The sequence below is a fragment of the Microcystis sp. M_QC_C_20170808_M9Col genome (assembly GCF_007095495.1).
GTDB lineage: Bacteria > Cyanobacteriota > Cyanobacteriia > Cyanobacteriales > Microcystaceae > Microcystis > Microcystis aeruginosa.
In genome coordinates, this window is record NZ_SFBZ01000109.1 from 14,172 (window position 1) to 27,914 (window position 13,743).

The following is a 13,743-nucleotide window of genomic DNA, read 5'->3' on the forward strand; positions in this document are numbered from 1 at the left end:
TGATTCTTTTTTCACTCTCTCCCTTCAATAATTTTAATTTCTTCCTCGCTTAATCCATAGAGTTTATAAACAATTAGATCGATTAATTCATCGGTGGCGCTTAATTGTTCTTTTAGGGGCAAAAGTTTATCTAGACTGGTTTGATATTCTTTTTCTAGGGTTTCCTGTATTTGACGATCGAGTAAGTTAACGGTAATTTTCTTTTTGTTCTTTTTCAGTATCTCCCACACTTGATCGCAGCTAAGATGAGGTTCGCTTTTTTGGTAGTCACCGAGATAGTTTTGGATTTTTGATTTGTTGGTTAAATTATCGATCGCACTGCCGATTATTCTCTCTAAATATTTCAAAAAGCTTTTGATTTCTTTTTGTTTTTCCCGATTTATCTCGATCATCTGTTCTGCTAAGTAGGCCAGAATATCATGGACTATATCGGTTTCCTCTCTCCTAATATGTTCCTCGATTTCTTTTAATATTTCTTGCTTTTCTTGATAACTTTTGATAAGTTTCTCTAAACTCTGTTGACGGCGATCGCTATTGGTGTTAAAAGATATTTTAGGAATAAAAATTACGTTTAGTTCGTAGGCATTAATATGATTAGTCGTACTTGTAAGGCTGAATCTCCATTCCGATAATTTTGAATTTAAAAAAGCTAGAACTGTTTCTAGTTTATATTGTGTATCTACCATATAACCAACTGTGTCAGAACAAAAAAATCCCTCTTGAATAGTTGTTGCTATTATCCGTCGATAATTATCGATTGCCGCACCTCTTTGATAGGCGATTCTTCTCTTTAAATGATCGTATGCTTTAACTTCTTTATTTGTACCACGTTTTTCAAGGAATTTTGTTTTATTTAAATACACTGGGTTTCCTTGTTTTGGCTTTTCGTAAAACTCATAACGACCTATATGCGCTCCACGAAGAACTATTTCACCTGGAGGATCATCTGATATAAATTCTTTGAATTGCTGATTGAACATAATCTCTCCAGGAGTCGGATAACCAATGGTTTTAAATAAAACACATCTAGGATTTTCACATAGGTTTAATAACAACTTCCAAGACTCCTGATTGACTGTTGGTATAGATAAATTATCAGGATCAAATTTATCGATTTTTTCAGCATTAGCATAATATCGACGAGAATGTTCTAGAATATCTTTGCCCTCATGAGTTCTCATCGAGAAATCTAGCGGTAATATGCCATTAAAAAGAACATACACACAAGTGGATAATTTTGCTTCACGAAAAACCCGATTATTGGGGTCATCTTTTTGCGGAAAAGCTTCAATACATATCAAACTGGTTTTTTGTAAAAGCTTACGTCTTAACTCAAATGTAAAACGATCACCTAGCAGTGACATAGGAACAATAAAGCTATGATAGCCATTTTTCTTGGCGAGATTTATAGCTTTGGCAATAAATAAACGATATAAGTTAACTCTAAATGCTCTAGCTTCTTTATAAATTTCTGTATTATCTATAAATTGTTTTTCGTCAATTACTCTACCGAGAGCGGATTCTGACAATTCATCATAAGGAGGATTACCGATTACTGCATCAAAACCGGGGTTATCCTTCCAAGAAGCGGAATCAAGATCGATAAAAACTTCAGGAAATTCCAGATCCCAATGAAAAAAACGCTTACTTTTATATAAACTAGCTGCTTGGTCTAAAATTCCTTGATCTGAACGGGGTAACTTATCCCAATTAATTGCCGATATATTACCACCGTAGCGCTGCAGAAACTCGATAGCAGTTTTAACCCCAAAAAAGCGAGAAAGGAAAACATCTAATAAACGCTTGTAGGGTTTAGCTTGACTATCAAAATCACGGAATAACTGTTCGCTTGCTTCCACTTCGGCAAAAGTCGCATCGCTGAGGGTACTAATTCCCCGCATAATTTCTGCTGCCCGAAGTAACCCAACAAAAGGGCCAGTTAAAAGAGTTAATTGACCACTTTCCTCCTCGATCATAGCGGCTTCTGCGTCCTTGGCGGTAGTTCCGATCAGAGAATTACCACAACGTAAATGATGATCCAAAAAACTCAAAGGTGCGCCCACTGTGAAAGAATGTAACCAGAGACTAACTTTGGCCAATTCTACAGCCATCGGATTGATATCTACCCCATAAATACAGCGCTTCATCACCACTCTCTGTAATAATTGCGTTGGTTCAAGGGTGGGAGAATCGAGAATAATTCCCTGTTGTCGGAGATTGTCGATAATATTTTGTCGGGTGGTTTCCAACATGGTTAAAACGGGATTATTTTCGGGATAAAGATTGAGAATCTGGATTAACTCATCGGTGAGATAGTCCACTGCTTCTACTAAAAAATGTCCGCTTCCCATGGCGGGGTCACAGAGTTTAAGATCAAGTAAGGTAGCGATCGCTTTTTTTTCTAAGCGTTGTAGCTCTTTTTCTAATCCCTGCTGACTGAGATTTCCTAAACGTCTATCGCTGCTTTCTTGTCTTCGGGTGGCGATTTCTGTCATCACATCCCCGAACTGTCGCGCTCTTTGCTCTAAAATTGGTTTGAGGGTATGACTGACAATATATTTAACAATATAATCGGGAGTGTAATAGGAACCGGTGGCTTTTCTTTCTCCCCGATCATTTTCCAGATGCACCGATTCCCCCTCAATCACGATGCGATATTCCAGTAATCCTTCGTAAATTGATCCTAACTGTCGCACACCTAAAAAACTATAGTCGATCGGCTGTCCCTCAAAACGTGCTAACTTGTCTAAGATGGGCGCTAAAACCGCATCGGATAACTTATATTGACCGAGAAAACAATTCACCCGGCCTTCTTCCATGTCAAATAAACCCCCGTTGTAACGAGGTACGGCTAAATTAGCATCCCCTCGATCGACAATGCGGAATAAACTGAGGAGAGCATCGTATATTCCCGTCGAGGTGCCACTAAAGACCTGCTGACGATCGATTTTAACGGCAATTTCTCGCGTCTTTTGCAATAAGCTGTAATCGCGATAGTCTCCCCTCACCGGCAGCAAGTCCCGCGCTTCTGCGTAGAGCAGAAATAATAATTTATACAGCAAGGATAAACTCGCCTCATACAATAAATCTGGCTGTATGTCTGTATTTAATGATACAAAACCTTGAGAAATATCGGGAAAAATGCGATCGAAGACTAACTCTTTTAACTCGTTACCCACTCTGGTGGCATAGGTGGTACTCCCCTCCCGGACGCGTTCAAGGAAATTCTGACCGTGAATATCCTTAATAAAAGCCTCTTGACGGAAAAATAACCAGAAATACGGAAATTTTTGCCGGTCTCCCCCTTCTAATAGTTCCATCAAGTCCACTAGATAAAATTCCGTGGCTGTGGAGGACGCTTGACGGTAATATAAGCGCCATTCTCGACCATTAGTAAGAATACCCCAATCTACTCCCGTCCCCGTCAGATAATTGGTGATCTGAAAGGAAGGATTACTATTTTTCCAGATATCTCGCTGATCATTCTTAGAAACGTCACTAAGAGAACGTTGCCAGTATTTGGCCTCAGCGATCGCTAAAACTTGACTATAAAAGGCTCTTTCAATATTCTGGAGAGCATAGGCTTGATAACGGTCATTTTCTGTGGCAAATAGGGCATAATCTGGCCTTTCTGACCTTCCTTTTCCCCTACTGCTTACTTGCGGTATATAACTAAAACCGAGAATTTCTAGAATCGGTTGTATTAATTCTGCTTCCGTTTGCGCTTCGTTAAGAGTCGGCAAAATCGCCTTTTTTTGTTGATAAAGACTCTCTAAGCGGGAAAATGCCACCGATACATCCTCTTGCCATTCCCCAGAATCCGGCAGCCGATGCTCAAGATAGTGTTGAGAAAAAAGTGGTTTATTGCCCGTTTGTCCTGACATGGCCGATTATCCTAACATTGAGGGTATCTAGCCTAAAAATGAAGGGTTCGCAGGCAGGCACGGATTCCCATTATACAAAAAGTATATGTCAAGTCTCCGATTTTGTCAAGAGTTTTGGCCAAAAAAAATCGCCAAGACTTACCACAGCCGTAGGTATAATAATGGGGATAAAAATTAAAATCCTTGGTAGTCACCGATGACTGATAACTGGTAACTGAAATGACCCCCCAAGCAATCCCTAAACTCAATCACTTGCCCTCTGCCCTAGCCAGAGAGGGAGCCGTCTGCCTAGAATTAGAAGATGGAGTTGCTATATTTCGAGCCTCCACTGCCGTTCAGACTCGGATTGAAGAATTACTCCAACTAGAGAAAGAATCAGCAATTACCCCCGCACAAAAGCAAGAACTCGATGCCTACGAAGAAATTGACGACTACCTCAGCTTTGTCAATCGTACCTTGCGGAATCTCAGTCAAAACCCCTCTTAATGTCTAAAAAGTTTTCCTCAGATTATTATCGTCTCTGATTCAGAGCAGGGTATCTAGCCTAAAAATGAAGGGTTCGCAGGCAGGCACGGATTCCCATTATACAAAAAGTATATGTCAAGTCTCCGATTTTGTCAAGAGTTTTGGCCAAAAAAAATCGCCTCTGGGAGGCGGAGGTGAAAGGTATCACCCCAGAGAAATAATTAGGGTTTGCTGAAAAAGTTTGTTGGTGGGGGCAGGGTGTGGGGTGTGGGGTGTGGGGTGTAGGGTTTTACCCATTTTCAGGCGGTCAATTACCCAATTTTCAGGGAAAAAGTGCCTAAATTTCCCCCCGATCACTCCCATATCCGGTACTTTTTGATTGACAAAAGGTCTAAAAGTCTTATCCAACAAGGTTTTTAGATTTATTCAGCAAGCCATAATTAAACGCCAAAAGACTTACCACAGCCACAGGTTTGACTGGCGTTGGGATTAGTGAATTGGAAACCACCGCCGATCATCGCGTTGCTGTAATCTAACATGAGACCGTAGAGATAGAGCAGACTTTTTTTATCAGAGACAATTTTGAAGCCATCGTAATCGAAAACCTCATCTTGGGGGCCAATATTGCTAGGATGCTCAAAATCCATCATATAGGACATTCCCGAACAACCACCTTGACGCACACCCACGCGCAGACATAAATCCTTGCCCTGTTGCTCTTTGAGCATGGTAAGGTGTTTGAGGGCAGCCTCACTGAGTAAAATTCCTTTTCCTTGAATCTGAGTAGCTTGTGTCATCTTTAGCAGGAACTCCTAAACGCAGTTGAAGGGGACATATAAAACTTTACCTTCTCCTACCCATCTTAACGATAGTTGAGGACTGATGACTGGATTACTGTGTACTTTTCCCAGTCTCGCAGGAGTTGTAGGGCAAAAAAAAGCAAAAAACTGGGATTATTAATTAAATAGCGTTGCCAGAGACGACTAGATTCTTGAAACAAACCCTAGAGCCATTCTCAGCCGATTTTCATCCCCCAACGGACAGGACAGCGCTGCCTTGGGGATGCCGAAAAAGCAGCCGGAAAAGAGCCAAAGAAATTTACTTTTCTAAGCGAAGATTAGCGCCGCTGCTATTGGTGCGATAAACCCAAGTTTTTTGCTTATAAGTCAGAATAATTCGCCATCCTTGCACCAGTGCTTGAGTACAGAATTCCCCCGGTTTAGCTAATCCTAAACAACCATCGGGCCAGGTTTGTGGTTGTGCTGCTTGAATTTGCAAGCGATTAACGGATATCTTGGTTTTCCGACTCAAATGTTGACGGACAGCCTCGATGACCGAATTAGGTGGACCGGGAGATGCTAAACTAGGTGGCGCTAAGAGGAGAGAAAGCAGACTCATTAGCATTAAAAAGCCAGTTGCTCCCTGAATAATTCTCGTTTTACCGATTGGTACTTGCTGGCTTTGGCTAAAATTTTTTCTAGATATCATCTTGAGTGCTGCCTCTTTCTGGGGGGTGATAGTCTGAGCAAATTTTCCTGTTTATCATCAGTGTCAGATCCCCCCGCCTATCGGCACCCCCCTTATCAAGGGGGGCAGGGGGGGATCGAACCTAAAATCCATTTTTAATTTAATTATAACCAGCTACTTATGTTCCCGCTCTGGTTTTCGAGCAGAAGCAGCAGTCACTCTCAGTTTTCGTTGTCATCCCCTGAAGACTTCCGTCTCTTTAAGTGGCGATGGCGATTAAAATAGATGAGGATGAACTATCTTAGATGGATGGGCTTATGTTATCTTTTTTCCTCCGTTGGTTGATTACCGCCGTCTCTTTATTGATTACAGCGCGAATAGTACCAGGTATAGAAATTAAAGATTTTACCGTGGCTTTGATAGCTGCTGTCGCTTTGGGTTTAATTAATGCTATTATTAGACCCCTGTTGATTCTTTTTACCCTGCCTTTAACTATTTTAACCCTAGGGTTATTTATTTTTGTGGTTAATGCCATTTCCTTTTCTTTAGCCTCCTATTTTATCCGTGGCTTTGAGGTAAAATCATTTTTTGCCGCTTTATTCGGTTCGATTGTGGTGTCGATCATTTCAGGAGTTTTAAATGGCATTTTCGTTGACTAAAGTGGGCAATAATTCGGTTAATTAGTCAGTAATCCTCTGTTTAAAACAGCTTGGCTTACTCTGATCGAGAGACGTTGATTATAACAACGTCTCTCTAGTTTTTGGTAAATAGCGATAGTTTTTATTTGAGAATCGGGGAATTAAATTGACAAAAAGATTGACAAAAATTATCGTTTGTGTTAAACAAGTTATATCGATTATTTACCAGAGGGCTTTAGGGTATGTTTATTATTTTATCTATGAGATCACTTAGAACTACACCCAGAAAATCTCTACGGATTTAAGTGGGTGGGTGGAATTAAATATAAGATGAACGTAGGTTGAGTTGAAGCATGAAACCCAACGCCCGCCCATGTTACGCTACCGCTAACCCATCCTACAAATAATTGTGCCTCCCTACTTACCGTGGCTTTTGTAGTTAAAAATCAGGAAAATTTAATCCCAAGATTTCCATCTCAAGCACCGAGAGCAAGTTCAATTACTATTAGAATAGTAACTTTTTGTGAAGATTTGGCTAACCGGGATGATCCGATCAGACAAAACAAATATAATCATCTTAATTAGATGACTAATAAGCTTTCTCGATCATCTTTCCAGACAGCATAACTACAAGAGTGTAGCAGGGAATTGTTGAGCTAAGGAGATTAACTAATCTCAAGTCAATTTTTCTTGTCTGTGTTGGCTTGAGAGACACAATCATCGCAGCCAAAGTTTTTTTCATTCAATTTAGAGGTTTTAAAATGACTAATAATCAGGAAAATCTTAGCCAAGAAAACAAAATTTATACAGTTCTCAGTATCGGTCAAAGAGGAGCAGGAAAAACAGTTTTCCTAGCGGCATCTTATCAGACTTTAAAAAATCAAGCAACTTTGGGAAATCTGGCTAATATTGTCTTCAGATCCCAAGAGGACGAAAGCGAAGAAGATATTGAAAAAATTCTCAATTATGTCGCTAGAACAGGTCAATATCCCCCCGCCACTTTAAAAATCAGTAACTTTGATTTTAGTTTAGAGAAAAAAAGCGGTGATCGCTCGGATAAAGTAGCGACAATTCGCTGGTGGGATATACCCGGAGAAAGTTGTCAAATCTATAATTTAGCCTTTGTCAATATGGCTTTACAGGCTAATGCTTGTTTACTGTTTTTAGAAGCAGCAAGTTTATTAAATGATTCAGACAAGCATAATAATTACCTGAGAATTTTTCAAACCTTGATCGAGATAATTAACCATAATAAAACTAGGTTTAATTTAGGCATTATTATCAGCAAATGCGATCTAGTTGTCTCTGACCAAAAATGCTGGCAAAACCTACAATTCAAAGTCCAAGAATTAGAGCAAAAACTGCGAGAGCAAAAAGTTAATCACCGTTTTTTTTACTCAACAGTTTTAATTGATTCCCAGCAAGGCACACTGCAAGCAAATCAAGCTTTAGACTCCCTATCTTGGTTATTGTCTCAAATCGATCGACAACTGGTAAACTTTTCCTAAATGACCAGCACTATATCCGATCCATTTGCAGCAAGATTAGTAAAAAAATCTCTCAAAAATCTGCTGACTGCCTTATAAAAGTCATCTTAATGGTGAGGTGTGAAGTTTTCGTTTTGGGGAGTCGGCACCAAATTAGGTGACAGTTCATCTTGAGGAGAAATGCCGTCAAATATCTCCCCAAAAACTAGAAACAAGACACAATTGTGTGAAAATTATTTATAATAGCCCACAAAAGTGCTTAAAGGTTACAGATCATGTCCTTGCTCGTTGAACAACTGATTTATAGCAGTTTCTCACAACTGGGATTTAAATATATCGCTAGTGTCAATGTCCCCCTAGGGATTCAACAGTTTTTTTATCAACATATAGTCTCTCAGTTATGGGACACCTATAATCCTCCAGACAGGAAATTTAAAGGAGTCTATATCTATCAAATTGACTTCCATAACACCCTCTTTGGTTGGTTAATTAACGATGGTAAGGATGAATTTGGTCGTGGGGACATCCCCTACTTTCATTGTTATTATTTACAGGAACTACTCGACTCGAAACAACTGTTTAAAATCCTTGCCAGTCTAGAAGCAGGCCCCCTAAAACGTATTTCCAGAGATGAGGCTAAAATCTCCCTTGACCCCGTAATTTTAGCCGACAATTATCAGGCAAATGCCTTTGAATTAGGGATTAAACTTTCTAAAGATATTCGTCTGTTTAGCCAACGGCAACTGCGGGAAGAAAAACCCCTACAATGGTTTATCTCCTCGAAAGAAACCAAAGAACGACCACATCCCACCGATAATAACTATGATAACTCTAAAAATACCTTACCTAGGGAACCAAATTATCAGGTAGAAATTGCCAAAATCCTGCAAGAATTAGCCGAAAAACCGCTCGCTATTGAGGGGATCATGCTTGTTTCTCCCCAGGGTCAACCTTTGACTGATTCCATCGGCAGGGAACCCAATAGTGCTTTAATCTTAGCAGGAACAATGCTCTATCTTGCCAATAACACAAAAGAGGAATTAAGCTGGTCTGATCTGGAACAAATTGCTATTCGCAGTCCCCAGGGTCATCTGATCTTAACCCCTTGCAGTGACCAAGCTTTTCTTTTAGTGAAAACTGGCAAAACGATCACGGGATTGTTAGAGGTAGAAATCCAGAAAACTCGCTCAAAATTACAAAAAATTCTCGCTATCTCTAACCCCACCCCCGAAACTCCTCTCTTAAATCCCGCAGCTAATCCCTTTCTTGATTCCGTTGTAGAAGAATTCGAGATCGTCCTCGAAACCGAAGATAATAACAATGCAGATATTTCCTTACCCGGGCAGACCAATTCAGTAATCAGTAATCAGTAATCAGTAATCAGTAATCAGTAATCAGTAATCAGTAATCAGTAATCAGGAGTCAGTAATCAGTAATCAGTAATCAGTAATCAGTAATCAGTAATCAGTAATCAGTAATCAGTAATCAGTAATCAGGAGTCAGGAGATTATTTTTATTTAGGGCTGGCTGAATAAATCTAAAAACCTTGTTGGGTAAGACTTTTAGACCTTTTGTCAATCAAAAAGTACTGGATCTGGGAGTGATCGGGGGGAAATTTAGGCGCTTTTTCCCTGAAAATTAGGTAATTGGCCACCTCAAAACTGGTAAAACCCCACACCCCACACCCCACACCCCGCTCCCTGCTCCCCTCTCCCTTCTCCCCTACACCCTACACCCTGATCACTAAAAACCGATGAACCAATTAAACTTAGAAGTTGCGGGAAAAAAAGAACGTTTAGATGCTTGGATGGGGTCACAATTGCCCGATTTATCGAGATCGAGGCTGCAAAAACTGATAGAACAGGGATATATACAGTTAAATGGTCAAATTTGCACTAATAAAAATACTAAAGTTGGTCAAGGTGATCGCTTAAAGATTACCATTCCCGACAGTCAACCCCTCGAATTAACCGCCGAGGCGATCGAGCTTGATATTCTTTACGAAGACGACTATCTGATTATTATCAATAAACCTGCTGATTTAGTGGTTCATCCGGCTCCCGGCCACGAATCGGGAACCTTGGTCAACGCTTTACTGCATCACTGCCCAAATTTAGCCGGAATTGGTGGAATTCAACGCCCCGGTATAGTCCACCGCTTAGATAAGGATACCACGGGCGCGATCGTTATTGCCAAAACCGACCAGGCCCATCAACACCTACAGGCACAATTAAAAACCAAAACTGCCCGCCGGGAATATATGGCCCTTGTCCACGGTGTCCCCAAAACGGAGACAGGTACAATTGATCTGGCGATCGGTCGTCACCGCAGCGATCGCCAAAAGATGGCTATTATTGCCGTGGAAAAAGGCGGTAGAAATGCCGTCACTCACTGGCAAGTCAAGGAAAGACTGGGCAACTACACCTTAATGGAATTTCGCCTAGAAACTGGCAGAACTCATCAAATTCGCGTTCATAGCAGCCATATCGGTCATCCGATTCTTGGGGATCCCCTTTATAGTTCAGGTCGTTCCATCGGGATTAATCTACCCGGGCAATTACTTCATGCCCATCGTTTAATTTTAGTACATCCGGTCACGGGAGAGAGCCTAGAAGCGATCGCTCCCTTACCCGCTATTTTCCCGAAAGTTTTAGCTATTTTACGGCAGAGAAACCCCTAGCGCACAAATTGCGGCATAATCTCCGCTGCTGTCCATAATCCGTAGATACTGCGACGATGTAGGGAAACCCCCGCTTTCAGATAACCGAAAGCCGGCCCGCAGACATTAGCCGCCATACTGGTTTCATCACCTAAAGTGAAGGTATGGGTGGAAATTTTGCCTTCAAAAGTCCGCCCCGTGACTTTAACATTGGTACTCAAGGGCTTTTTCGGGTTGCGCGTATCCACCACACCCCCGACGGAAACCCGATCGCGTCCACAGATTCCGGCTAATTCCAGCATAATATCGTCTGCGTGTTCCATATTTTCGAGGCTGAGAATGCCATTGGTTTTATTTAACAGCATTTCCACTTCCGCATCACTCATCCGGTGCGCCGTTTCTGGGTCGTAACCGGGTAAATGGGCGATATCTTCGCGAATGGTGGCACGATAAGCCTCCCAGTTGGCAATTCCCACGCCAAAGGTAATTTTAACGCTATGAATCTCTGCATAACTCTGGGCAGCTAGGGCAGCAGCCGCAGTTAACAGTCCGGGGGTAGCACCGCAGCCGGTCATATAGGTGATGCCGGCGGCTTCTAGGTCTGCTTGTAGTGCTAATATTTGTTCCATGGCGCTGGTACGTTTGAGCGCATCGACTAAAACCCCGCGCCAACCCAAGCGAATGAAAGTTTTAGCGATATCGGCCATGAAATTGTTGGGTAAATTCGGCAAGGCGAGAAAATAGCCTTCTACGTCGGCAGTTTTGATTAATTCCTCGATACTGTTCTCGCTGAGACTGCCGTAATTTTCCAGATAACCGATCGAACCCCGGTCATGATAAATTTTGTTACAGGTATTGACATCTAGACCGTCTTTGTGGTAAGCAAAACCAGCTTTATCGGCGGCGGCAGTCCAGAGCATTTCCTGTTTGGGGGCGAGAATTCTGGCGGCGGCCTGTCCCAAACCACCAAAACCTAAAACACCGATCCGAAGGCGATCGCTGGCTATTTGTTTATTCATATTCGTTGGGATTCCTATAGACAAACTTCTATTATTTCGGCGGTCGTGGTTCGCCGTTGCATCTCCTTTATTTTCAATTTATCGCTTCAGGTCGTCTTTTTTGTGTAGTTTTGTTAAATTGTGCCTCCTGGGTCAAGGTTCGCCCTTGACGATGAAGAAAAGTTACGGGAAACTTACAAAAAATGAAAGTGGTTAGGTGACGTAATATAAAGTTTTGCTAAAATTTTAACCAGATTGCTACGATTAGCAAACTATCGTAAATTAAAACGATAGGGAGCTTTGCAAACCCCAGATCACGCCGAGAAGAGCTATGAGCATGGAAAGCCTAGAGTTTATTATCTATCCCGATGGTCGCGTTATGGAAAAGGTGACAGGCATAGTCGGTTCATCTTGTCAAGAGGTGACGGCGGCGATCGAGGCACAACTCGGGCAGCTGATGTCTCAAGAGAAAACCTCGGATTATTACCATCAAACCGTCAGCCAGTCAGAGAAAGTCAGCAACGCAGCCACTTTTAGCGACTGGTAATTTTTCATCTTTCCCGATCCCTTTATTTAAGCCACTGAAAAACCATGTCACACTTTAGCAATATCAAAACCAAAATCCGCGATCTATCCTACCTAAAAGCCGCCCTGAGCGATATGGGGATGGAATGGAAAGAGGGTTCCCACCCCGTCAAAGGTTATCAAGGTCAAACTTTAACCGCAGAGGTGGTAATCGAGCAAGATAACAATTACGATATCGGTTTTCGCTGGAATGGTAACGAGTACGAGTTAGTTGCCGATTTGCAATACTGGCAACAACCCCTAACCGTAGAAGGATTTTTAAGAAAAGTAAATCAAGGTTATGCCTACCACACCATCCTGGCAGAAACTGCTAAACAGGGTTTTCAGGTGGCAGCACAGGAAAAAAATACTGATGGTTCTATTCGTCTAGTGGTACAACGTTGGAGTGCCTAATGGCTGATTTTTCTCCCGAACGCTCTGGTTTTGAACCAGAGTTAGGGGGATTCCTAAGAGATTCCCCCGATCGCACTGGTTTTGAGCCTGAATTGGGTGGTTTACTGCGCCAGAAAGCGGTTTACGTCGATGAGGTCACTTGTATCGGTTGTAAACACTGCGCCCACGTTGCCCCCAATACCTTTTTTATTGAAGGCGAATACGGTCGCTCTCGCGTCTATAATCAGGACGGTGACGAAGAAGAAATTATTCAAGAAGCGATCGAGACTTGTCCAGTTAACTGTATTCACTGGGTTAATTATAATAATTTGCAATTCCTTGAGGAAGAACGCAAACATCAAGTGATTAAACAGTTAGGTTTTCCTCAGATTCACAAGAAATTTAGCCCCGCAGATTTAGATATCTAGGGTGGATAGGTACAGCCTCATCCACCTATTATTTCCTAGAAGTCATGGCAGCGGCTCTCGATCGAATCCGCTACAGTTCTCAGGGGAAATAATCCTATCTCGGATTTTAAGGACAATGAACACCCAACTGATTGATTCTCTCGTGCGAATTATTCTCTCTCTCTCCGAGGAAGAAAGAGAGTTACTGAATCGTAAAATTGAGAGCGAACAACGGGAAAATTTGCAGATTAACGCTCAAATTTTGGATTTAGAAACCCGTGTCAAGCAATACGAAAATCAATATCGCATGAGTTCGGAAGAATTCTCTCCTAGATTTCGTTCCGGTGAGCTAGGGGATGCTATGGATTATTTCGAGTGGAATGTTTATTATGAAATGCTATTGGCAGCTAGAAAAGAGATAAGTTTACGATCAAATTAGATGGAGATAGCCGATTATATTCCCCTAGTTAAACGGAAATTATCTGAGAGTTCGATTGTGAACTCTTTCACGATTGTCGATGAAAGAATTTTATTCGATCGAGGCTATTTCCGAGCGAGAGTCCTTCGATTTCAGGACAACAACTGTATAAAATTGAACCACTGAGATAAATCATGAATCCTAGAGTTAAAGAAGTTATCCCTTTGCCAAACTATCAATTACAACGCCAATTCAAAAATGAAACGCATCAACCTCAAGAGTTGACAAAGAAAGGCTCATCAGGTACTGTCTGATCATTAACAAAAACAAATCAGACCCAAAAATGAGCCACCAACATCTTAA

The 13,743-nt window shown here is 41.5% G+C and carries 14 protein-coding genes; 9 read left to right on the forward strand and 5 right to left on the reverse strand.

What is annotated here, in order from left to right; translation table 11 throughout:
- Window positions 1–11: 11 nt before the first annotated feature.
- Window positions 12–3,884 (reverse strand): Eco57I restriction-modification methylase domain-containing protein, encoded by a 3,873-nt coding sequence (locus tag EWV68_RS06850; RefSeq protein WP_287169286.1) that lies wholly within the window; start codon window positions 3,882–3,884, stop codon window positions 12–14.
- 219 nt (window positions 3,885–4,103) lie between these two features.
- On the opposite strand from EWV68_RS06850, the gene EWV68_RS06855 reads away from it, so the two are divergent.
- Complete coding sequence (locus tag EWV68_RS06855; RefSeq protein WP_002747571.1) at window positions 4,104–4,370, forward strand: hypothetical protein; 267 nt, start codon at window positions 4,104–4,106, stop codon at window positions 4,368–4,370.
- A 419-nt stretch (window positions 4,371–4,789) separates the two neighbouring features.
- Here the strand turns inward: EWV68_RS06855 and EWV68_RS06860 are convergent, their stop codons facing one another.
- The 3 genes from EWV68_RS06860 to EWV68_RS06870 form a co-directional block, all read right to left on the reverse strand.
- Window positions 4,790–5,146, reverse strand: coding sequence for an iron-sulfur cluster assembly accessory protein (locus EWV68_RS06860; protein WP_002747572.1), 357 nt, complete (start codon window positions 5,144–5,146; stop codon window positions 4,790–4,792).
- A gap of 65 nt (window positions 5,147–5,211) precedes the next feature.
- A complete protein-coding gene (locus EWV68_RS06865) occupies window positions 5,212–5,349 on the reverse strand; it encodes a hypothetical protein (protein WP_155726731.1) in 138 nt (45 codons plus the stop codon).
- Window positions 5,350–5,447: 98 nt separating this feature from the next.
- Window positions 5,448–5,837 (reverse strand): DUF8738 domain-containing protein, encoded by a 390-nt coding sequence (locus EWV68_RS06870; RefSeq protein WP_287169287.1) that lies wholly within the window; start codon window positions 5,835–5,837, stop codon window positions 5,448–5,450.
- A gap of 296 nt (window positions 5,838–6,133) precedes the next feature.
- Between EWV68_RS06870 and EWV68_RS06875 the strand changes: the two genes are divergently transcribed.
- The 4 genes from EWV68_RS06875 to EWV68_RS06890 all read left to right on the forward strand — a co-directional run bounded on the left by EWV68_RS06875 (window position 6,134) and on the right by EWV68_RS06890 (window position 10,621).
- Entirely contained in the window at window positions 6,134–6,475 is a 342-nt protein-coding gene (locus EWV68_RS06875; RefSeq protein ID WP_002762655.1) for a phage holin family protein, read from the forward strand.
- A gap of 740 nt (window positions 6,476–7,215) precedes the next feature.
- Window positions 7,216–7,962, forward strand: coding sequence for a TRAFAC clade GTPase domain-containing protein (locus tag EWV68_RS06880; protein ID WP_287169288.1), 747 nt, complete (start codon window positions 7,216–7,218; stop codon window positions 7,960–7,962).
- A gap of 254 nt (window positions 7,963–8,216) precedes the next feature.
- Window positions 8,217–9,314 carry a roadblock/LC7 domain-containing protein gene (locus tag EWV68_RS06885; protein WP_287169289.1) on the forward strand — a complete coding sequence of 366 codons (1,098 nt, stop codon included), beginning with the start codon at window positions 8,217–8,219 and terminating at the stop codon, window positions 9,312–9,314.
- A 380-nt stretch (window positions 9,315–9,694) separates the two neighbouring features.
- Window positions 9,695–10,621, forward strand: a complete 927-nt coding sequence (locus tag EWV68_RS06890) for an RluA family pseudouridine synthase (RefSeq protein WP_061432689.1) — start codon at window positions 9,695–9,697, stop codon at window positions 10,619–10,621.
- Here EWV68_RS06890 and bioU read toward each other — a convergent pair.
- Window positions 10,618–11,619 (reverse strand): (S)-8-amino-7-oxononanoate synthase BioU, encoded by a 1,002-nt coding sequence (gene bioU, locus EWV68_RS06895; protein ID WP_287169290.1) that lies wholly within the window; start codon window positions 11,617–11,619, stop codon window positions 10,618–10,620. The two genes, EWV68_RS06890 and bioU, sit on opposite strands and share 4 nt — an antisense overlap.
- A gap of 310 nt (window positions 11,620–11,929) precedes the next feature.
- Between bioU and EWV68_RS06900 the strand changes: the two genes are divergently transcribed.
- The 4 genes from EWV68_RS06900 to EWV68_RS06915 all read left to right on the forward strand — a co-directional run bounded on the left by EWV68_RS06900 (window position 11,930) and on the right by EWV68_RS06915 (window position 13,401).
- Window positions 11,930–12,145: a DUF2997 domain-containing protein gene (locus EWV68_RS06900; protein ID WP_002752708.1), complete on the forward strand. Its 216-nt coding sequence runs from the start codon at window positions 11,930–11,932 to the stop codon at window positions 12,143–12,145.
- A 44-nt stretch (window positions 12,146–12,189) separates the two neighbouring features.
- The gene (locus EWV68_RS06905) at window positions 12,190–12,576 is read left to right on the forward strand and encodes a DUF1257 domain-containing protein (protein WP_002762644.1); all 387 of its coding nucleotides are present in this window, start codon (window positions 12,190–12,192) and stop codon (window positions 12,574–12,576) included.
- The gene (locus EWV68_RS06910; RefSeq protein WP_002734255.1) at window positions 12,576–12,983 is read left to right on the forward strand and encodes a ferredoxin; all 408 of its coding nucleotides are present in this window, start codon (window positions 12,576–12,578) and stop codon (window positions 12,981–12,983) included. Before EWV68_RS06905 ends, EWV68_RS06910 begins: the two co-directional genes overlap by 1 nt.
- Window positions 12,984–13,098: 115 nt before the next feature.
- Window positions 13,099–13,401, forward strand: a complete 303-nt coding sequence (locus EWV68_RS06915; protein ID WP_287169292.1) for a hypothetical protein — start codon at window positions 13,099–13,101, stop codon at window positions 13,399–13,401.
- Window positions 13,402–13,743 lie beyond the last annotated feature (342 nt).

What these genes read in the sequence shown, in the direction of transcription:
- EWV68_RS06850 (WP_287169286.1), bottom strand. Translation starts at nt 3,884, where the DNA reads ATGTCAGGACAAACGGGCAATAAACCACTTTTTTCTCAACACTATCTT.
- EWV68_RS06855 (WP_002747571.1), top strand. Translation starts at nt 4,104, where the DNA reads ATGACCCCCCAAGCAATCCCTAAACTCAATCACTTGCCCTCTGCCCTA.
- EWV68_RS06860 (WP_002747572.1), bottom strand. Translation starts at nt 5,146, where the DNA reads ATGACACAAGCTACTCAGATTCAAGGAAAAGGAATTTTACTCAGTGAG.
- EWV68_RS06870 (WP_287169287.1), bottom strand. Translation starts at nt 5,837, where the DNA reads ATGATATCTAGAAAAAATTTTAGCCAAAGCCAGCAAGTACCAATCGGT.
- EWV68_RS06875 (WP_002762655.1), top strand. Translation starts at nt 6,134, where the DNA reads ATGTTATCTTTTTTCCTCCGTTGGTTGATTACCGCCGTCTCTTTATTG.
- EWV68_RS06880 (WP_287169288.1), top strand. Translation starts at nt 7,216, where the DNA reads ATGACTAATAATCAGGAAAATCTTAGCCAAGAAAACAAAATTTATACA.
- EWV68_RS06885 (WP_287169289.1), top strand. Translation starts at nt 8,217, where the DNA reads ATGTCCTTGCTCGTTGAACAACTGATTTATAGCAGTTTCTCACAACTG.
- EWV68_RS06890 (WP_061432689.1), top strand. Translation starts at nt 9,695, where the DNA reads ATGAACCAATTAAACTTAGAAGTTGCGGGAAAAAAAGAACGTTTAGAT.
- bioU (WP_287169290.1), bottom strand. Translation starts at nt 11,619, where the DNA reads ATGAATAAACAAATAGCCAGCGATCGCCTTCGGATCGGTGTTTTAGGT.
- EWV68_RS06900 (WP_002752708.1), top strand. Translation starts at nt 11,930, where the DNA reads ATGAGCATGGAAAGCCTAGAGTTTATTATCTATCCCGATGGTCGCGTT.
- EWV68_RS06905 (WP_002762644.1), top strand. Translation starts at nt 12,190, where the DNA reads ATGTCACACTTTAGCAATATCAAAACCAAAATCCGCGATCTATCCTAC.
- EWV68_RS06910 (WP_002734255.1), top strand. Translation starts at nt 12,576, where the DNA reads ATGGCTGATTTTTCTCCCGAACGCTCTGGTTTTGAACCAGAGTTAGGG.
- EWV68_RS06915 (WP_287169292.1), top strand. Translation starts at nt 13,099, where the DNA reads ATGAACACCCAACTGATTGATTCTCTCGTGCGAATTATTCTCTCTCTC.